The organism is Rhodanobacter sp. MP7CTX1 (assembly GCF_014205795.1).
Lineage (GTDB): Bacteria > Pseudomonadota > Gammaproteobacteria > Xanthomonadales > Rhodanobacteraceae > Rhodanobacter.
Map to the genome: position 1 here is coordinate 257,344 of NZ_JACHCN010000002.1, position 19,402 is coordinate 276,745.

At 61.4% G+C, this 19,402-nt stretch carries 15 protein-coding genes; 9 read left to right on the forward strand and 6 right to left on the reverse strand.

Annotated elements, in window-relative coordinates; all coding sequences use genetic code 11:
* Window positions 1-242 precede the first annotated feature (242 nt).
* From HDE77_RS03725 to HDE77_RS03740, 4 genes are read left to right on the forward strand one after another with little or no spacing between them, the layout of a single operon-like run.
* Window positions 243-860 (forward strand): PAAR domain-containing protein, encoded by a 618-nt coding sequence (locus HDE77_RS03725; protein ID WP_184415816.1) that lies wholly within the window; start codon window positions 243-245, stop codon window positions 858-860.
* Window positions 853-1,611: a peptidoglycan recognition family protein gene (locus HDE77_RS03730; protein WP_184415817.1), complete on the forward strand. Its 759-nt coding sequence runs from the start codon at window positions 853-855 to the stop codon at window positions 1,609-1,611. Before HDE77_RS03725 ends, HDE77_RS03730 begins: the two co-directional genes overlap by 8 nt.
* Complete coding sequence (locus tag HDE77_RS03735; RefSeq protein ID WP_184415818.1) at window positions 1,608-2,021, forward strand: hypothetical protein; 414 nt, start codon at window positions 1,608-1,610, stop codon at window positions 2,019-2,021. The genes HDE77_RS03730 and HDE77_RS03735 overlap by 4 nt, the downstream gene beginning before the upstream one ends.
* 40 nt (window positions 2,022-2,061) lie before the next feature.
* Window positions 2,062-2,586, forward strand: a complete 525-nt coding sequence (locus HDE77_RS03740) for a hypothetical protein (RefSeq protein WP_184415819.1) — start codon at window positions 2,062-2,064, stop codon at window positions 2,584-2,586.
* Between the two features lie 663 nt (window positions 2,587-3,249).
* Here the strand turns inward: HDE77_RS03740 and HDE77_RS03745 are convergent.
* The 6 genes from HDE77_RS03745 to HDE77_RS03770 form a co-directional block, all read right to left on the reverse strand.
* Window positions 3,250-4,482, reverse strand: coding sequence for an FtsX-like permease family protein (locus HDE77_RS03745; RefSeq protein WP_255482525.1), 1,233 nt, complete (start codon window positions 4,480-4,482; stop codon window positions 3,250-3,252).
* Window positions 4,483-4,507: 25 nt separating this feature from the next.
* The gene (locus tag HDE77_RS03750; protein WP_184415820.1) at window positions 4,508-5,833 is read right to left on the reverse strand and encodes an FtsX-like permease family protein; all 1,326 of its coding nucleotides are present in this window, start codon (window positions 5,831-5,833) and stop codon (window positions 4,508-4,510) included.
* Between the two features lie 49 nt (window positions 5,834-5,882).
* On the reverse strand, window positions 5,883-7,445 hold the full coding sequence (locus tag HDE77_RS03755) for a response regulator (protein WP_184415821.1): 1,563 nt from the start codon (window positions 7,443-7,445) through the stop codon (window positions 5,883-5,885).
* An 87-nt stretch (window positions 7,446-7,532) separates the two neighbouring features.
* The gene (locus tag HDE77_RS03760) at window positions 7,533-7,979 is read right to left on the reverse strand and encodes a response regulator (RefSeq protein WP_184415822.1); all 447 of its coding nucleotides are present in this window, start codon (window positions 7,977-7,979) and stop codon (window positions 7,533-7,535) included.
* 9 nt (window positions 7,980-7,988) lie between these two features.
* Entirely contained in the window at window positions 7,989-9,770 is a 1,782-nt protein-coding gene (locus tag HDE77_RS03765) for an ATP-binding protein (protein ID WP_184416017.1), read from the reverse strand.
* Between the two features lie 196 nt (window positions 9,771-9,966).
* The gene (locus tag HDE77_RS03770; RefSeq protein ID WP_184415823.1) at window positions 9,967-12,312 is read right to left on the reverse strand and encodes a GH92 family glycosyl hydrolase; all 2,346 of its coding nucleotides are present in this window, start codon (window positions 12,310-12,312) and stop codon (window positions 9,967-9,969) included.
* A gap of 131 nt (window positions 12,313-12,443) precedes the next feature.
* On the opposite strand from HDE77_RS03770, the gene HDE77_RS03775 reads away from it, so the two are divergent.
* From HDE77_RS03775 to HDE77_RS03795, 5 genes are all read left to right on the forward strand, one after another.
* Window positions 12,444-13,496 carry a LacI family DNA-binding transcriptional regulator gene (locus HDE77_RS03775; protein WP_184415824.1) on the forward strand — a complete coding sequence of 351 codons (1,053 nt, stop codon included), beginning with the start codon at window positions 12,444-12,446 and terminating at the stop codon, window positions 13,494-13,496.
* Between the two features lie 105 nt (window positions 13,497-13,601).
* Window positions 13,602-14,834 (forward strand): L-fucose:H+ symporter permease, encoded by a 1,233-nt coding sequence (gene fucP, locus HDE77_RS03780; protein ID WP_255482542.1) that lies wholly within the window; start codon window positions 13,602-13,604, stop codon window positions 14,832-14,834.
* A gap of 60 nt (window positions 14,835-14,894) precedes the next feature.
* Window positions 14,895-15,875, forward strand: a complete 981-nt coding sequence (locus HDE77_RS03785; protein ID WP_184415826.1) for a carbohydrate kinase — start codon at window positions 14,895-14,897, stop codon at window positions 15,873-15,875.
* Window positions 15,872-17,083 carry an AGE family epimerase/isomerase gene (locus HDE77_RS03790; RefSeq protein WP_184415827.1) on the forward strand — a complete coding sequence of 404 codons (1,212 nt, stop codon included), beginning with the start codon at window positions 15,872-15,874 and terminating at the stop codon, window positions 17,081-17,083. The genes HDE77_RS03785 and HDE77_RS03790 overlap by 4 nt, the downstream gene beginning before the upstream one ends.
* Before the next feature lie 308 nt (window positions 17,084-17,391).
* Window positions 17,392-19,317 carry a M1 family aminopeptidase gene (locus tag HDE77_RS03795; protein WP_255482543.1) on the forward strand — a complete coding sequence of 642 codons (1,926 nt, stop codon included), beginning with the start codon at window positions 17,392-17,394 and terminating at the stop codon, window positions 19,315-19,317.
* Window positions 19,318-19,402: the final 85 nt, after the last annotated feature.

Below are 19,402 nucleotides of genomic sequence, written 5' to 3' on the forward strand. Positions count from 1 at the left end.
GAGACTTTTCTCATTCCCTTCGTCGCCCCGCCGGTGATTGACTGGCAGCCGCGGTGACTATCGGCCGCGCCCTGGCGCGGGAGGGAATACTTGCAAAACAAAACTCACAATCACGATGCATGCCGTCATAAGCCCTCAACGACACCAAGCCCGCACCTTGCCGTGTGCCGCGAGCCGCCTGCGAACTGTCCGAAGTACGCATCAGAGGCTCTCTTAAAACAAATACGGCTGCCGGAGGCTCAATGGCTATCTTTTATCACGTCGTAGAAGGCGATCCGCTTGATAACGGGACCCATAGCGAGGTTATTGAAGGCCTAGGTGGTTGCACCATTGAGGGGTTTGACGGGAGATCCCGGAATCAGGCTTTTATCGGGCATCGCGCCTATTGCGGAGTTTGCGAGAGCGCGGGACTGATAGCTGAAGGGCCGGGCACGCCCGATTACGACCTGCGAATGTACGACGCCACTATTCGAGCGCATGAAGCAGTGGAGGGCGATATCGTCCTTTGCGAGTGCAGTCCCCCACCCCGAATCGTCGCTGTTTATGGGCGTAGCTCAAGCATCCAGGACATTGGCGGATCGGCGGCCCGTGCACCCGCGACGGCTATCACCCGGCACTCGAACCAAGCGAACCAAGCAAAATACTCTCGCTGGTTCCTGCTGCGTGACAGCACTACGGATGAGCCGCTGGCGAATCAGGCGTTCATTGCAGACGTGGGTGGCTCGATGCAGCGCGGCCAAACCGACTCTACTGGCTACGCCCACGTAGCTGCCGATGAGGCGATGCCGGTGTCAATCCATGCAATGTTTTCGGCGCCTAAGCGCCCGCTTAATCCGAATCAGGAGCATGGTTATGACTGACTACACCATCACGCGCTGGACTCATGCATCAACTATGGTCGGAAGCAGCAAGGATGATGCTATCGAAATTATCGTCAACAATCGTGCCGCCACAAGGCAGGCGATCATTGATGCGCTGACCCTGAAGCACTTTAAGATCAAAACGCGCTCGGCCTGGAAGGCAAAGGAACCGGCAACAAGCCCAGGAAAGGACTGGGACTACACGGCAATAGCCATCCATCACGCCGGTAACAGTTTCAGCTGCGCCGCTGATGGCGCCGACGAAATGCGGAAAGCCGAAGCGATCGACTTGGCCAAATTTGGACAGGTCAGCTATCACTATGCAATTGACTGCCAAGGCACAATCTATGAAGCGCTGGACATTCGTTACAAAGGGCGGCACATCAAAGATGGCAACGCTGGCGTCATTGGTATTGTGTTTCTCGCAGATTTTAGTACACGCGGCGAAGCCGAAAAGTATGGTCCTGGAGTGTGGAACACCACCAAAGAGGAAGGCGTAAAACGTGGAATTTCGGAAGGGCTTGGCGTGCTAAAAGATGAATTTGCGGTCAACCACGATGAGCCTAGCGAGCGCCAACTAGAAGCGGCATCAGCCCTGACCAAGACGTTGACGGACTTTTTCAATATTAGCACCCTTGGCGGTCATCGCGAATTTGCTAAGGCTCTAATGACTAGCCGCGCCTGCCCAGGAGTATATGGAATGATCATAGCTGGCATGCTGCGAAGGGAACTTGAGTTGGCCGCCCCATGAAACGGATAGTCATCCTCACATCCGTCACGCTAAGTGCAGTAGTCTTTTGGGCATTTGTCGGTGCCGAGCGCGTAGTTGGCGACCATGAGGAGGGAGTAAGTTGGCCCCTGTTTGTGAAGCATGAACCGACGTTTCAGTTTCATTTCCACAACCCCGCTCAACGCGTGCTTGACATCGACCCGTTCGATGAACTTTCACCCACCGAGCAAGCGAATTTTCATGAATTTTGCAAAATACGTTATGGCAAGGTTTCTATTCGGCAGTGTTACACGCAGACGTGTGGAAGGAGGCTGGATGAAGATATTCCGCCTTCAGGAAATGGATCTTGGAAACCACAGGGCGCCTGCTGGGAATATTCATCCGCCCCTTGGGGCAACCTGCCATGGCCGGCTTCATCGCCGAGCAATTGAGAAGCGAACTCACTTTACGGCTACGTAGCGGATCGCGTCCTTGACGCCTACGAACGCGGCGTTACTCAACAAGAGGACCTGCCAAAATTCTGGCGGATATGAATACACCGAAGCGGATATCCAGTGGACAGCGAGCAAGCTCTTCGATATTGACTCATGGTCCTCTGACAGCTCGCATCTTGTTCTACGCCAAGAAGCGCGATTGTCTGGGTATCAACATGATCATTACTCAGCAGCTGAGAAGAGAGCTGAAGTTGGCCGCTCCATGAAATGGATAAAACGAGGTTTTCTGGCAGTCGCTATTTTCCTCCTTTTTCGGGCGTTCGTGGGTTCTGAATATGTCGCGAACGACCATGAAATTGGTTCGGATTGGGAGCCGCTCCTAAAACATCGACCAACCTTTAGATATGAATTTCGTAATCCAGCAGAACGAAACCTCGAACTGGTTCCTTTCGATAAGCTATTGCCGGATGAACAGATGCAACTTCGGGACTATTGCGAAATACGCTTTGGTCTGAAGAACATTCCTCAGTGTTGTGTGCGAATGGATGCCCAGATGATATGAGTCAGCGAAACTAGCCGATCCAAAACGGGGAAACACTTTCCCAGGACCTCATCTCAGCCGGCGATCAAGTGGGCGGCGGTTCCCGAAGGGCCAGGCTTGGCGAATCACTATCCACCGCAACCGTATGTCGAGTATTCAGAATTTTTGGCGAGCTACAAAGCTGCCGGAGGGACAGGCCAGTGAAAGCATCGATCCTCGCGGTAGCCACGCTGTGGTGTTGCATTGGGGCCGGGATGGCGTTCGCGGACGGAGCGCCGACCACGAACCACAAGCGCGGACCGGCTGGCATCGCCGTCGGCGAGTCCTTGGTCGCGGCACGGAACAAGCTTGTCAAACAAGGATGGAGACCGACGCGGATGCATGCGACCGATGGATATGAATACAGCAGAGCAGAGCTACAGCTGACAGCGCGCAAGTTCATCGAGGTCGACTCATGCTCATCTGACAGCTCGCGCTGCATCTTGTTCTACGCGAAGAACGGCGTTTGTCTGCGTGTCGACACGATCGGGGAGAAGCTGAATGACATGACGGTCACGAGATGGGCCGTCGAGTGTCCGGGCGCTCCCCCAAAGCCAAGTAGGGCCGCCGCGGAATAACGACCGACAAACAGCCGTCGCTGTAGATAACGGGCTTCGACCCGCTTGTCGCGGGTGGGAAGCCCCGTCACAGCGATCGTGTCGCCTCAACCGGCGGCACGGCGGCTGCCCGACGCGCCGGGCCGAGCACCGCCAGTTGACCGAGTAGCCAAAGCAGTACGGCACCAAGCAGCAGCACGGTCAATGGCATCCGCGGCAATTCCCAGTACGTCATCAGCGTCAGATTAGCCGCCACGCCAAGTAACACTCCGACCGCGATGCCACCGCCGACGATCAGGAAATTCTCGGTCTGGAAGTAGCGCAGGATGTCTCGACGGGTGGCGCCCAACGCACGTCGGACGCCGATTTGCCTGCGCCGCTGGCTGACCCAGAAACTGCTGAGGCCGACGATGCCGCCGGCGGTCGCCAGCAGCAACATGAGGCAGACCACGCCCATCATGATCGCCACGCCACGATCGCCTGCATAACTTTGAACGCGAGCCTGGGTCAGCGCGATCATGCCGCCGTCGGGGTTGATCACACGCGAACGGTTCAGCGCCAGCAACGCCTTCGGTGCCGCGCGCATCACCGCCTCAAACTGGCCGGATTGTGCGCGCACCAGATAGTCGCTGTGGGACGGATCGTCCAGGTAGGCGGGCACCAGGATCTGATCGTCGTCAATCGAGCGTGTGGTGCTGCCCGCGTACGGCCCTTGCAAGCGATCGACGATGCCGATGACGGTGGTGGGGCCGCCCGTCAGATAAACCGTCCGGCCCAGCGCCGAGCCGCCCGGGAAGAGTTTCTGTGCCAGATCACGCGTGATGATGACCACCGCCGGAGACGCGGTGTCGTACAGGCCGATACGGCCGATCTCGTCGGCGTGAAAGTTGCGGCCTGCAATCAGCGTGATGCCGAAGGTCGCCAAGGCGTGCTCATCGGCAAAATAAATGACCGCCAACTGATGCCGCGGCTTGTCCGGCTGCCACTTGATGGATTCCAGCCAACCCCAGCCACCTCCCAGCGGATAAGCCTCGCTGGCGAAAGCGTCACGCACACCTGGCAGGTTGCGCAGTGTGGCCAGGTCGGCACGCATCTGCGCGTCGACCTGCGCAGCATCCAGCTTTCCCACCCACTCATTCTTGATGACGAACAGGTGCGCCTCGTCTACTCCGGTCGGACGCGACAGATGCACGATCCGGGTTTGCACGATGAAGAGCGCGTTGCTGACGACGGCCAGCGTCAGCGCGATCTGCAACACGATGAGTATCGTGGCCGCCTTGTGCCGACGCAGCGCTGCGAGGATCGGCCGGATCTGCATCATGTCGCCGCGCCAGTTCAATGCAGGATCATCCGTTGGATTTCAGTTGCCAGGCAGGCTGTACCTGCGCCGCCCGCCAGGTGGGATAGAAAGCGGCGATGACGGTGGCGGCGATCGCGACCAGCAAGGTCACCAGCATCAGCGATCCGTCCAGCCGAGCCAGCTCGGCGATCTGCGGCTCAAACACCAGACCGACGCCTTTCATGCCCACGCACGTCAGTGCCAATCCAAGCGCGCCACCGGCCACGCCGATGGTCGCCGCCTCGATCAGAAACTGCTGATAGATCGCCCGGCGAGACGCGCCCAATGCCCGTCGCACGCCGATCTCCGGCGCGCGACTCATGAACCGAGCTAACAGCAAACCCACCGCGTTGACCTGACAGATGAGTAGAAAGCTGAAAGAGACAATCAACGAAAGCTTCGATGCCTTCGGCACCACACGCTCGAGATCGAGCCACTGAACGACGTTGCGCAGGCGCACATTGGCAGGCCAGCCTAAACGGCCCAGACGTTGCTGCTCGGCGGCGTAATTGCTCAGGTACTGACGATAGTGTTCGGCGTCCGTTGGTGTAGGTAGTTCCACCCAGGCGGCGATCCATCCGCATTCGCCACGCAGGAAGGCATCCCAGCCCGCACTCGCGGGATTGCTCCCATCGCCACTGCAAACGATGCTGCCGCTGGTACTTTTCTGCAGATCGACTGCGCGACTGAACGGAATATAGATCTGGCCAGGATTGCTGAAGGGATAGCCGGAGCTGCTCACATCAAAGAATCGCGGGCGCGGGTTCCAGTCTCCAAGCACGCCGACGATGCGATAGCTGTGGGTATCCAGGGCGATCTCCCGGCCCACGCTGTTGGCACCACCAAAAAGTTGCTGGTTGAGCGCGTCGCTGATGACCACCACGGAGGTGCGCTGGTCGTCGTCGACCGTGCTCCAGCCGCTGCCATAACGAAACGGCACATCGAACATCGCGAAGAAATCGCTGCTGACGGCATCGCCCGGCAGTGAAAACGGCTGCCGTTGTTGCTGGTCTGGCACGACCGACAATCTGATCGCGTAGAGCAGCGACTGGCGACGTGCCTGGTGCGCATGCAAAAGCGCCGTGGCGTCCGTGTAGTCGAGTAAGTCGGGTGGCTTGCCATGATCGTTGTGCGCGGGACCGAAATTGTCGATCTGTGGCACAAACAACTTGCTGGATTTCCACGGTATCGGATCAGCCGCCGTGGCCCTGAAAACCGCCCAGGTGACCATGCAGGTGGCGACACCGCAACCCATCAGCACGACGATCAGGGCGGTCAATGCCTTGCTGCGGCGAAAGCTGCGCACGGCCAGACTGAAATAGTAGCCAGGCATGCCGCGCGCCGTGAATCCTCCTGCCTGCACGGGTAGTTCGGCGACCGGATTACCCCCCATTTCCGGCCGCCCCAAGCGCCTTGCGCAAGGTGCGCAACAGCACCGGGGTGCTTACCGGTTTATCCACCACGTAGAGGTGCTCCAGTGGCGGCAGACCGTGCAGATCCGGCGGCGCGTCGGAACGGGCCAGCAGGATCACGGCGCCGGTGTAACCACGATCGAGTAGCGCGGCCACCGTGCGCACACCGGTCAACAGGTTCATGTCCGCATCCAGCACGACCAGTTCCGGCAAACCGCAGGCCTCGATCCACTGCAACGCAGCGGTACCGCTCTGGCTGGCGTGCGCCTGATAACCGTAGGCCCCCAGCGTGTCAGCCAACAGGGACAGTTGGGCCGCCTCCTCCACCACGACCAGGACGACCTCGGCCATGCCTTCGAGGCGATCCAGGTCATCCGCCTGCTCGATGTCGGCAATCAATTCCTCGAGCGGGAAATAGAGGTCGAAGCGGGTGCCACGACCCGGCGCACTGTCCACGCGCATCACGCCCCCATGGCTGCTGACGATGCGCTTGCACGACACCAGGCCCAACCCGGTGCCGGTCTCCTTGGTAGTGAAGAACGGCTCGAACATGCGCCCAAGCACCGCCTGATCCATGCCCGGACCAGTGTCGATCACGCTCATGCGCAGATAGCGACACTGCCGTGATTGCTCCTCCGCCATGAAGAAGTCCTGCGGCAGTTCGGCCTGCGTGGCCTCGATGCGCAAGTTGCCACCATCGGGCATCGCCTGGATCGCATTCAGGCACAGATTGAGCAGGCACTGCTGCAGTTCGGTGTGGTTGCCTTCGAACCACAACTCCGGATCATCGATGACCAATTCCATGGCGACCGTGCGTGGAATGCTGCCCTGCATGAGCAGTCCGAGCGCGTTGAGCAGCGCGCCGAGGCGCACCTGCTCTGCACGCTTCGCGCCGCGCGCGAACGACAACATCGACTGCACCATGTCCAGACCACGCTTGCCGCAATCGCGCACCAGTTTGCCCAGTCGCGCCAGGCGCGGGTCGTCCTGGTAATCCTGCAGACTGTCGCCGGCCAGCAGCAACGGTTGCAGCAGGTTGCGCAGATCGTGGCTGAGGCCACCCGCGAGCATCGCGAGACTCTCGAAGCGTTGTGCGCGGATCAGCTCGCCCTCGGCACGGCGGCGGGCACGGCGTGCCTCCGCCTCGGCCAGCGCACGACGCACCGCGCTGGCCAGTCGGGCCGGATTCTGCTTGAGGATGTAATCGGTGGCGCCGTTGCGCAGCGCCGCGATCGCCGCCTCTTCGCCAAGCGTGGCGGAGACGAAGATGAAGGGTAGATCTTCATCATGCTCACGCAGTAACTCGAGAGCTCGCTGACCGGAAAAGCCGGGCATGCTGAGATCGGACAGCACGATATGCGGTTCGAACTCGCTCAGCGCGGCGACATAGCGCGCTTCATCGTCGACCCGTTGTACTTCGTACTCGATGCCGTCGCTGTCGAGCTCTGTCAGCATCAGCTCGGCATCGAGTTCGCTATCCTCGACCTGCAGCACACGAATGGTTGATGTTGGCTGAAACTGCCTGTTTGGCATGTCGGTCCCCCCCTGCTGCTCTTGCTTTTCCCGCACTTGCGCACTTGTTGCAAGCCGCGCGGCGCGGCCCGGCAACTTTGCGCCCGATCAACCCTGCTCAGGCGCTTGATTGAGTACCGCCCAGAACTGTCCCAGCGTGCGTACGGCTTCGAAAAACTGGTCCACATCGACCGGCTTGATCACATAGGCATTTGCGCCAAGATCCCAACTGCGCGCCAGATCGCTCTCTTCGCGCGAGGACGACAGGATCACCACCGGAATCCGTCGCAGCCGCTCATCGGCACGCATCTTGGTCAACACCTCGAACCCGTTCATGCGCGGCATCTTGATGTCCAGCAGCACCACCGCCGGATCGCCCGACTCGCGTCCCTCCCACGCACCGCGCGAATAAAGATAGTCCAGACAGTCCACCCCGTCTTCTACATGCACCACCGGGTTCGCCAGATGGGCGTCGCTCAGTGCGTCCATGGCCATTTCGGCGTCCGCCGGGCTGTCTTCGGCCAGCAGGATAGTGCGCAGCACTCGCTTGTTCATGGTCCAGCCTTACGTGCGTGCCCCGGCCAGATCGACGGCCGGCAGCGAAAAATGGAAACGGGCGCCCTGCCCCATTTCGCCCTCGGCCCATACGCGACCACCGTGGCGCACCACGATTCGTCGCACATTGGCCAGCCCGATGCCATTGCCGGGAAATTCCGACGGCCGATGCAACCGCTGGAATACCCCGAACAGCTTGTCCGCATATTGCATATCGAAGCCGGCGCCGTTGTCGGCCACGGTGAACTCGTAATCGCCATTGCGCTGCCGCTCCACGCTCACTTCGATGCGCGCCACCTCACACTGACCGGTGTATTTGACCGCATTGCCGAGCAGGTTCTGCCATACCGTGCGCAACATGTTTTCGTCCCCGATCACCATCGGCAGGGGCGCGACGGTCCATACGATACGCCGATCCCCTATGCCTGATTCGGCCAATGCCCGCGCCTCGTCAACCATCGACTGCATGTCCACTGCCTGCAAGCGCAGCGCGCCGCGACCTAGCCTCGAAAATACCAGCAGGTCGTCGATCAGCAAGGCCATGCGCTGCGCCGAACTGGTGATCACCTCGATGTGATGACGGCCCTTTTCGTCGATGCGCTCGCCGAGGTGATGTTCCAGCTTGCGAGCAAACCCGGCGATGTGACGCAACGGCGCACGCAGGTCGTGCGAAACCGAATAGCTGAACGCCTCCAGCTCACGATTGACATCGGAGACCTGGGTCACCTTGCCCTCAAGCTGACGGTTGAGCTCGTTCACCTGCTGCTCGACCAGCGCACGCGCGGTGACATCGCTCACCGTCAGCAATAGTGCGGGCATGCTGGCATCCTCTTGCTGCAGCCGACGCGCATTGATCACTACATGTCGATCGACTCCATCGACGGTGCGCTGGATCATGTCGTAGTCCCACAGCTCGCGATCGCGCAACAGCACGTCGGTAAGCCGCTGCAGCAATACGGTGTCGCTCCAGGCGCCTTGACCCATCTGGGCCAGTGGCTGCGAACGCTGATCAGGATCCAGCCCGTACAATTCGCAGAAAGCGGTATTCGCCATCAGGCTCTGAAGGTTCTCGTCGAACAGGGCGATCGGCTCGCGCACGGCCTGCAAGATCAACTGAGAACGCAGCTCCGCGCGACTCTCACGGGTCTCCGCTACCAGGCGCCGGCCAATCTGTCGCTCGGAGGTGATCACGATGATGATCAGCAGCACGAGCTGCGCCAGCGCAGTGGTGGCGAGCACGGTCGTGGTGTTGAACGATTCTCGCCCGGCAGCCGCCTGGCGATCCCGTAGCAGGCTGTCCTCGTTTTGCACGATGCTTGAAATCGGCGCATTGATCTTGAACAGATCACCGGCGTCACGCAAAGACTGCCTGGCGCCCGCGGTGTCCGCTTGCTGCAGCCGCGACAGTGCCTGGTTCATCAGTGTGATATGGCCATTGACATTGGTTTCCAAGGCGCCGATCTGGACTTGCTGGTCAGCGTTGTCACTCGTCATGGCGCGCAACTGCTGCAGCAACCCCGGTGCTTCGTTACCGGCACGTTGCGCACGCTGGCGGGTCAGATCATTGCCGTCACCGGCCAGCAGTCGATAAGCCGCCGCGTCGCTGTCGCGAACCACGTAGGCGATCTGATAGGTCAGTGCTTTTATCGCATTCGAGTGAATCACCCACCCGACGGCCTTCTGCGTGCCGTGGGTATTGGAGAGGGTGACGGCATATGGCAGCCCGACGATGACCAGCACCGCCAGCAGCAGACCGGCCATTCGCCAGCGAACAACGTCTCTGACCTTCATATAGCTCGCAGCATCAGCAAACCCGAGACGGGAGGTAGCCGGCATTCTGGCATCTTTCGCCAAACGCCGATTGACCTCGAAGCCTGTCCAGGACCTCCCCGAGGGGCTACAGGAAGATCCCAGACAGATTCTCGGGCGGCAACCGAGCTACGCGGGTCAGATCAGCCGCCCGATATGAGCGGCCGATGACCATCGCTCATTCGCCGTAGCGACTCGTCGCCGTCGGCCTCGCCGTATCGGCCTGCCCCCACTGCGTGTTCGGCGTGGCCTGCATGGTGAAGTGCAGCTCGCCGCCGGCAAGGATCTCGGCGTGATGCAGATAGACCCGCTCCAGCGGCTTGCCGTTGAGCGTGACTGCGCCAACATACGGATGCGCGTCATCCAGGTGATCAGCCACCACACTGAAGGTATGACCGTTGGGAAGATGGATCGCCGCCTTCGGCACGAAGGGCCGGCCAATCGCGTACTCGTCGCTGGCCGGCGTCACCGGATAGAAACCGAGAGCACTGAACACATACCACGCCGACATCTGGCCAAGGTCATCGTTGCCGGCAAGGCCATCGGGACGCGTGGCGTACTGGCTGTCCATGATCTGCTTGAGCCGCTGCTGCGTCTTCCACGCTGCGCCGGCGTAATCGTACAGATAGGCGATGTGGTGGCTCGGCTCGTTGCCGTGCGCATACCAGCCGATCAGGCCGGTGATGTCTTCCACGTCCTTGAACTGCGCTGGGTCGACCTTGGCATCGAACAACTGGTCGAGCTTGGCGACGAACTTCGCGTCGCCGCCCATGGCACCAATCAGTCCGGCGACATCCTGCGGCACGTACCAGGAGTACTGCCACGCATTGGCTTCGGTGTAATCGCTGCCGTAGCCGGCAAAGGTCGGATCGAACGGTTCATGCCACTGGCCATTGCTCAGCTTGGCGCGCATGAAACCTGTGCCCGGATCCCACACATGGCGCCAGTTGGTGGCGCGCTTTGCGAACGTGGCGGCGATGTCCTGTTTGCCCGTCGCCTTGGCCATCTGCGCGATCGCCCAATCGTCATAGGCGTATTCCTGCGTCTTGGACGCGGCCTCCACTTCCTTGTCGATCGGCACGTAGCCCAGCTTCATGTAATCGGCGAGATCGCCGTAATCGCCATACGTGGCCGTGGCCACCATCCCCTTCAACGCCTTGTCCGCGTCGAAGCCGCGAACGCCCTTGACGTAGGCATCGGCGATGATCGCCACGGCGTGATAGCCGGTCATGCACCAGGTCTCCAGCCCCTGATACGCCCATACCGGCAACATGCCGAACGGACTGGCCTGCTGCGCGGCGATCAGCGAGCGGATGAAGTGCGTGCTGAGATCGGGACGCAGCAACACCATCAGCGGCTCCTCCGCCCGATAGACGTCCCACATCGACCAGCTTGAATAGAAATCGAAGCCGTCAGCGTGATGCACGGCGTGGTCTGGCCCACGGTATTCGCCATTGACGTCCATGCTCAATGTCGGTGCCAGCATCGCGTGATACAGCGAGGTGTAGAAGCCGATGCGCTGATCCGACGAGCCCTCGACGTCGATCGCCGACAGCGCCTTGTCCCACGCTGCCTTCGCCTCGGCACGGCGGGCATCGAAGTCCCAGCCTTTGCCGTCCTGATCGAGATTGGCGGTCGCGTTCGCCTCGCTGACCGAGGAAATCGCCACTTTCACCAGCAACGGCTGCTTCAGCTGGCCGAAATCGAACACCCCGACCAGGGCTCGGCCGTTCTGCGCATCACGGTCTTGCGGCTGGTTACCCGGCCCGCTGAAACCCTTGTAGACGAGATCTTTCTCGCGGTTGTAGAGCTCGCGCGATGTCATCGGTTGCGAAAAGCGCATCGCAAAGCACAGCTCACGACCCGGCGCCCAGCCACGCGTGTCACGGCAGCCGGTGACCGTGCCGTCGGCATGCACCTGCAAGCTGGCCCACAGCACTTTGCCCGGGTAGTCGTAAATGCTCGGGCGCAGATCGAGCAGCACGTGCGCCGGCTTGCCCACGGGAAAGCCGTAGCGATGCCAGCCGACACGTCGCCCGGCGGTGAGCTCGGCGCGGATGTCGTAGTCGCTCAACGTCACGGCGTAGTAGCCGGCCTGCTCCACTTCGCTGGTATGGCTGAAGCGCGAGCGATAGCCGCTGCCGGGTTTGCCCGCGTCGCCGGGCTCCAGCTGCACGTCACCGGCGATCGGCATCACCAGCACGTCGCCCAGGTCCGAATGCCCGGAACCGGAGAAGTGCGTGTGCGAAAAACCCATGATGCTGGGGTCGTCGTACCGGTACCCCGCGGCCCACTTGTACGCGTGCTTGAAGTCCGGCATGGCCGTGTCGGGGGATAGCTGGACCATGCCAAACGGCACCGTGGCGCCAGGAAAGGTATGTCCGTCGCCGCCGGTGCCAATGCGCGGATCGACCTCGCCAGCATGTCCTGCGGGCGGATTTGACGCAGCTGCTGCTGTGGTAGCAGCCAGGCCGAGCGAGGCACTAAGCAACCAGGGGAGTACGCGGCGCAACCGGACAGTCATTGTCAACCTCGAATTTGGATCGATTCAGGTCGACAAGCTAGCACCCGGCGGGAAACAACGCATGTTGCGCCGCGACGTGCGCATCTCCGCCGATAAGTTACATTTAGATCGTTCTAATCCGGCAGAGCGTCATGTCCAGCCATACCCCGATCAACCGCAAGGTGACCTTGAACGACATCGCCGCCGGGTGCGAGTTGTCGCGTGCCACGGTATCGCTGGTGCTGCGTGGCAGCCCGCTGGTGAACAAGCATACTCGCGCCAGGGTCGAGGAAGAGCTTCGCCTGCAAGGGTACGTCTATAACCGCTCCGCCGCCAACCTGCGCCGCCGCACCTCGTCGAGCATCGCGCTGGTACTCAATGATCTGGCCAATCCCTTCTTCGCCGAATTCGCCGCCGGCGTAGACCAGACTTTGGGCGAAGCCGGCTTCGTCACCCTGCTCGGCTGCACCAGTGAATCGGCCACGCGCGAGCAAGCCGTATTGAGCTCGCTGCTGGAACATGGGCCCGGCGGCATCATCCTGTCGCCGGCCGAACACAGCAATGCGCATGACGTGCTGGCTGCTGTCGGCGCGCGCTCACCGTTGCTGCTGTTCAATCGCGAGTTGGGCGGCACGTTGCCGGAGTTCGCGCATTGGGACCAGCTGATGCTGGACAACCAGCACGGCGCACGTCTGGCCACCGAGCACCTGATCGCCCGTGGCCATCAACGCATCGCGTTCTTCGGAGGCCATCGCGACTCCAGTTCGTGCAGTCAGCGCCACGCCGGCTATGTGCAGGCGATGCAAGCGGCCAGGCTGCCGATCGAACCGCACTGGCGGATCGAATGCGCGCCGACCCGACTTGAAGCCGCCCATCAAACCAGCGCCTTGTTCGCAGGCACGCCCACACCGACGGCGGCGGTCTGCTACAACGATGCGGTTGCGCTGGGGCTGATGCTCGGTCTCAACCAGCGTGGGCTGCGCCCGGGGCAGGATTTCGCATTGACCGGCTTCGATGACATCGCCGAAGCCGCGCTGGGCATGCCGCCTCTCACTACCTTGTCGACCGCACCGCGCGAGCGCGGGCAGCAAGCCGCGAAACTGATTCTGCAGCGATTGCAGGAACCTCAGGCCGATAGCCGCCAGACCATCGCACCGGTGCAGCTGGTCGTGCGTGAAAGCAGCTGCGCGCCACCCACCGCCTGATCCGTTCCAGGGGAAAACCGCATGACTTCAGCTATCAGTCCACACTCGCCTTCGCCCGTCACATCGACTGCAAAGGCGGGCCGCGAGCGGTACACCGACTACCCGATGGCAATGGGCGTGCTCACCACCATTTTCTTCATGTGGGGCTTCCTGACCTGTCTCAACGACATATTGATTCCGCATCTGAAGTCGATTTTCCAGCTCGGTTACGCGCAAGTGATGCTGGTGCAGTTCACGTTCTTCGGTGCGTACTTTCTGATGGCGCTGCCCGCCGGGCGGCTGATCGCCTCACTGGGCTACAAGAAAGGCATCGTCGCCGGGCTGGCGATCGCCGGTGTCGGTGCGCTGGGCTTCTGGCCTGCCGCAGGCTTTCACCTGTATCCCGCGTTCCTTGGCGCGCTGTTCGTGCTGGCTACCGGAATCACCGTGCTGCAGGTGGCCGCCAATCCGTATGTGGCCCTGCTCGGTCCCGAAAGAACCAGCTCCAGTCGGCTGACCCTGGCGCAGGCACTGAATTCGTTTGGCACTTTTCTGGCTCCCTGGTTCGGCGGCTTGCTGATTCTGTCCAACGTGGTCAAGACACCAGACGAGCTGGCAAAGCTGGGTCCGGTGCAGCAGCTGGTCTATCAGACCCAGCAGGCGCAGGCGGTGCAGGGTCCGTATATCGGGCTGGCCGTGGTGTTGTTTCTGCTCGCGATTTTCGTGTGGCTGTTCCGTTTGCCTGCGCTGACCGAGGCGACCGACAAAGGCGACCACGAACGGCATGGTTTCGCCGAGGTGCTGCGTCATCCGCACGTGTTGTTCGGCGTGCTCGGCATCTTTTTCTATGTCGGTGCCGAAGTGTCGATCGGCAGCTTCATGGTCAATTACCTGTCGATGCCGGATATCGGCCACATGAGCGAACAGCAGGCCGCGCACTACGTATCCTTTTACTGGCTCGGCGCGATGATCGGCCGCTTCATCGGTTCGGCGCTGATGGCGAAAATCTCGCCGCGCGTATTGCTGGCGATATTTGCCGCGATCAACGCGCTGCTGGTGCTCACCACGATGCTCAGCAGTGGCGAGGTGGCGGTGGTCAGCATCATCGCGATCGGACTGTTCAACTCGATCATGTTCCCGACCATCTTTGCGCTGGGCATCGAGCATCTGGGGCCGCTGACCAGCAAGGCCTCCAGCCTGCTGATCATGGCGATCGTGGGTGGCGCGTTGATCCCCTACGTGCAGGGCGTATTCGCCGATCACATCGGTTTGCAACACGCGTTCTTCCTACCACTGCTGTGCTACCTGTACATCGTTTTCTACGGCGTCCGTGGTTCCAAGGTACGCGTCACCGAGTAAGTCAGCTTCAAAAGCGATGCCGCTGCGGCGCCTCATTGTTCACTCTAAGAAACTACGATCATGACGATGCAACCGATTCTCTGTTTTGGCGAGGCACTGATCGATTTTCATGCCGAAGGTAACGATGGCCATGGCTTTGGGCAGCACTTCGTGCCGTTCGCCGGCGGTGCTCCGGCCAATGTCGCGGTGGCGGTGGCGCGACTCGGTGGCGCAGCGCGCTTCGCCGGCATGCTGGCGCGCGACGCATTCGGTGACTTTTTGCTGGACAGTCTCAAGCGTGCCGGCGTCGGCACCGATGACATCGCCCGCACCGATGCGGCAAACACCGCGCTCGCGTTTGTCACACTGGATGCGTGCGGTGAACGCAGCTTCAGTTTCTATCGGTCGTCCACGGCCGACCTGCTGTTCCGGCCCACGCACTTTCGCGCGGGCGCATTTCGCGATGTAGCGGTGTTTCATGTGTGCTCCAACAGCATGACCGATCCGGAGTTGGCCGCGACCACTCGCGACGGCATGCAACGCGCGCACGATGCCGGCGCGCTGGTCAGCTTCGATGTCAATCTGCGTCCGGCACTGTGGTCCGCCGAGGTCGACCCGCGCCCGTTGTTGTGGCCTGCCCTGCATCTGGCCGACGTGGTGAAGATGAGCGCCGAGGAATTTGCGTGGCTTGCACTTGACGGAGAGCAGGCAGCACTCGATCGACTGTGGCTTGGACGCACCCGACTGGTGGTGGTGACCGACGGCGCCGGACCGCTGCGCTGGTTCCATCCCGATGCGGAAGGCGAACTGCCCTGCTATCCGGTCGATGCCGTCGATACCACGGCGGCCGGCGACGCATTCGTCGGCGGCCTGCTGTGCCGGCTGGCCGGGCTTGAAGTGGGTCCCGAGCGGATCGACCATCTGGTGACCGAGCTGCCACGCCTGCACGCGATCTTGCGCTACGCCGCCGCCTGCGGCGCGTTGACCGTGACCCGCCAGGGTTCCTTTGCCGCGATGCCGAACGAAGGCGAAGTGCTGGCCTTCATGGATGCCCACGCATGAACAACGTACCGACCTTGCCCGACTTCCATTCCGAAACATTTCTGCGCGACCACATCGCGCAGACCATGTCGTTTTATCACCCACGTGCGATCGATCCGGCCGGGGGGTTTTTTCACTACTTCAAGGACGACGGCACGATCTACGATGACCGTGACCGGCATCTGGTCAGCAGCACGCGCTTCATTTTCAACTATGCGATGGCGGCGATCGAGTTTGAAACCGCCGAATACCTCGATGCCGCGCGACATGGCCTGCGCTATCTGCGCGACGTGCATCGTGACCCGCACAGCGGCGGTTACGCCTGGACGATCCGCGACGGTCAGCCGGAAGATCGCACCAACCATGCCTATGGTGTGGCATTCGTTCTGCTTGCCTATGCCACGGCGCGCAAAGCCGGCATCACCGAGGCGGCGGCATGGATGGAGGAGACCTGGCAGCTGCTGGAGCAACGCTACTGGGATGCCGACGCGGGGTTGTATCGGGACGAGGCCGATGCCGACTGGCACTTCAGCGGCTATCGCGGCCAGAACGCGAACATGCACATGTGCGAGGCGATGCTGGCTGCCTATCAGGCGAGCGACGAACCGCGCTATCTGGAACGTGCACTCATGCTCGCCGACCACATCACTCGGCGCCAGGCCGCCAAGGCCGGCGGCCTGGTTTGGGAGCACTACGACAGTGACTGGAACGTCGACTGGGACTACCACCGGGACGACCCGAAGCACTTGTTTCGCCCTTGGGGTTTCCAGCCCGGCCACCTGACCGAATGGGCCAAGCTGCTGCTGATCCTTGAACCGCTGCTGCTCGAACGCGGTCGCGAGGAAAACTGGCTGCTGCCAACGGCGATGCAGCTGTTCGACACCGCACTGGCACGCGCATGGGATACCGAGCACGGCGGCATCAGCTACGGCTTCGCCCCGGATGGCAGCGTATGCGATGGCGACAAATATTTTTGGGTACAAGCCGAATCACTGGCGGCCGCCGCATTGCTGCATGCGCGTACCGGTCTGGCCGTCTATGACGATTGGTACGAGAAACTGTGGACTTACGCGTGGCAGCATTTCGTCGACCACAACTACGGCGCCTGGTACCGCATCCTCACCAATGACAACCGCAAGATCGACGACGAAAAAAGCCCGGCAGGCAAGACCGACTACCACACCATGGGCGCCTGCTACGAATTGCTGAATGTATTGCCCCCTCGCTGAAGCCGGCACCTCCCCTGTGGGAGCGACTTCAGTCGCGATGCTCCAAAAGCTGATCGAGCAGCGGAGAGCGATCGCGACTGAAGTCGCTCCCACAATGCGCCGAAAGGAAAATACATGCAGCGGGTCCCAGCATCGCCTGCCTCGGCCGTCAGCGCCGGACAAGCCATGGGGCAGCGCTGACGACAACGCGCCGCCATCATTTCCGCTGCCACACACGTGATGACACACACCCTTCCCGGAACTGATGCATGCGTACCCTGCCAATCCCCTGCCTCACCGTTTGCCTGTCGCTGCTCTGCGCAGCGGCCATGCCGTTGCATGCGGCAGCGCCTGACAGCGCCACGAAGTTCGATCCGCTGCAAACCTTTGCTCCGTTCAACTATCCGCAGCCGGCGACAGCGTACCGCTCGGCCAGCGGCAAGCCCGGGCCGTTGTTCTGGCAGAACCGCACGGACTACCAGATCAAGGCTGCGCTCGATCCGGCAAGCCGTAAGCTGAGCGGCGAGGAGGTAGTCACCTACACGAACCACAGTCCCGACGAACTCGACGTGCTGTGGCTGCAGCTCGACCAGAACCGCTATCGCAAGGACGCCCGCGGCGCATTCGCCGACGATCGCTTCCCGACCGAGTTCACCGACGGCTACAACATAGCGTCGGTGCAGGTGGAGGGCGCCGATGGCAAGCTGCAGAAAGTGGACTGGCTGGTCTCCGACACACGCATGCAGATAACCCTGCCCACGCCGCTGAAGGCGCACGACGGTCAGCTGCGCCTGCATGTCAGCTACAGCTATACCGTGCCCGGCGAGTTCGGCGGCCGCACCGACGTCAACCCGAGCAAGAACGGCGACATCTTCGAGATCGCGCAGTGGTTTCCGCGGATGTGCGTTTACGACGACCTGGTCGGCTGGGACACCGCCCCGTATCTCAACCAGGAGTTCTATCTCGACTACGGCGACTACGACTATTCGATCACCGTACCGTGGAACATGATCGTGGTGGGTGCCGGCGAACTGCTGAACCCACAAGAGGTGCTCACCAAAACCGAGCAGCAACGGCTGGAACAGGCGCGGCATAGCGATGCCACCGTAATGATTCGTTCACCCACCGAGGTGAACGATCCGTCCAGCCGTCCAAACCAGAGTGGCACGCTGACCTGGCACTTCCGCATGCAGAACAGCCGCGACGTGGCGTTCGGTGCGTCCAAAGCCTTTGTGTGGGACGCCGCACGGATCAACCTGCCCGGCGGCAAAACGGCGCTGGCGATGTCCGCGTATCCGGTGGAAAGCGGCGGCAACGACGCCTGGGGCCGCGCCACCGAATACGTCAAGGCGTCGGTCGAGTATTTCTCGAAGCAGTGGTTTCCGTATCCCTACCCGGTCGCGATCAATGAAGCAGGCACCGCCGGCGGCATGGAATACCCGGGCATCACCTTCGACGACAAGACCGCACACAGCAAAGAACTGCAGCCGCTGATCGCGCACGAGGTCGGCCACACCTGGTTCCCGATGATCGTGGGCACCGACGAGCGCCGCCATGCGTGGATGGATGAAGGCTTCAACACCTTCATCGACATCTACGAAGCCGATCATTTCAACCACGGCGAATTCGCGCCCAAGCGCGACGAGGAATACGCGCCCGGCGGTGGCAATCCGGCCGATGAAATCGTCAAGGTACTGACCGATCCCGACGCACCTCCCCTACTGACCATCGCCGACCAGACCAAGGAGAAGTACCGCCACCCGGTCACGTACTTCAAATCCGCCTATGGCCTGGTGCTGCTGCGCGAACAGATCATCGGCCCTGCGCGTTTCGATCCGGCGTTCCGCAAGTACATCCAGACCTGGGCCTACAAGCATCCCAGCCCGTCGGATTTCTTCCGCTTCATGGATAGCGAGACCGGCGAGGATCTCGCCTGGTTCTGGCGCGGCTGGTATCAGCACAACTGGAAGCTCGACCTGGCCGTGCAAAACGTGACGCCGGTCGATGGCGACTGGCACAAAGGTGCGCAAGTCACCGTGGCCAATCTCGACCAACTCGTGCTGCCGGCCACGCTGGAGGTGCTGTACACCGACGGCAGCAAACAGGACGTGCGAGTCCCGGTGGAAACCTGGATGCAGCACCACAGCTACATCGTCCGCGTGGACGGCAGCAAGCCAGTCAAGTCCGCCACCATCGACCCGGCGCACCTGGTCCCCGACGTGGACCGCAGCAACAACACGTTCACCGTGAAGTGAGTCACCGACGTCCGGACGTGATTACCGAACGTGATCCCTGAAAACCTCGAGGCCCGCATGATTCGGGCCTCGAGGTTTGAGCGGT

What these genes read in the sequence shown, in the direction of transcription:
- HDE77_RS03725 (WP_184415816.1), top strand. Translation starts at nt 243, where the DNA reads ATGGCTATCTTTTATCACGTCGTAGAAGGCGATCCGCTTGATAACGGG.
- HDE77_RS03730 (WP_184415817.1), top strand. Translation starts at nt 853, where the DNA reads ATGACTGACTACACCATCACGCGCTGGACTCATGCATCAACTATGGTC.
- HDE77_RS03735 (WP_184415818.1), top strand. Translation starts at nt 1,608, where the DNA reads ATGAAACGGATAGTCATCCTCACATCCGTCACGCTAAGTGCAGTAGTC.
- HDE77_RS03745 (WP_255482525.1), bottom strand. Translation starts at nt 4,482, where the DNA reads ATGATGCAGATCCGGCCGATCCTCGCAGCGCTGCGTCGGCACAAGGCG.
- HDE77_RS03750 (WP_184415820.1), bottom strand. Translation starts at nt 5,833, where the DNA reads ATGCCTGGCTACTATTTCAGTCTGGCCGTGCGCAGCTTTCGCCGCAGC.
- HDE77_RS03755 (WP_184415821.1), bottom strand. Translation starts at nt 7,445, where the DNA reads ATGCCAAACAGGCAGTTTCAGCCAACATCAACCATTCGTGTGCTGCAG.
- HDE77_RS03760 (WP_184415822.1), bottom strand. Translation starts at nt 7,979, where the DNA reads ATGAACAAGCGAGTGCTGCGCACTATCCTGCTGGCCGAAGACAGCCCG.
- HDE77_RS03765 (WP_184416017.1), bottom strand. Translation starts at nt 9,770, where the DNA reads ATGAAGGTCAGAGACGTTGTTCGCTGGCGAATGGCCGGTCTGCTGCTG.
- HDE77_RS03770 (WP_184415823.1), bottom strand. Translation starts at nt 12,312, where the DNA reads ATGACTGTCCGGTTGCGCCGCGTACTCCCCTGGTTGCTTAGTGCCTCG.
- HDE77_RS03775 (WP_184415824.1), top strand. Translation starts at nt 12,444, where the DNA reads ATGTCCAGCCATACCCCGATCAACCGCAAGGTGACCTTGAACGACATC.
- fucP (WP_255482542.1), top strand. Translation starts at nt 13,602, where the DNA reads ATGGCAATGGGCGTGCTCACCACCATTTTCTTCATGTGGGGCTTCCTG.
- HDE77_RS03785 (WP_184415826.1), top strand. Translation starts at nt 14,895, where the DNA reads ATGACGATGCAACCGATTCTCTGTTTTGGCGAGGCACTGATCGATTTT.
- HDE77_RS03790 (WP_184415827.1), top strand. Translation starts at nt 15,872, where the DNA reads ATGAACAACGTACCGACCTTGCCCGACTTCCATTCCGAAACATTTCTG.
- HDE77_RS03795 (WP_255482543.1), top strand. Translation starts at nt 17,392, where the DNA reads ATGCCGTTGCATGCGGCAGCGCCTGACAGCGCCACGAAGTTCGATCCG.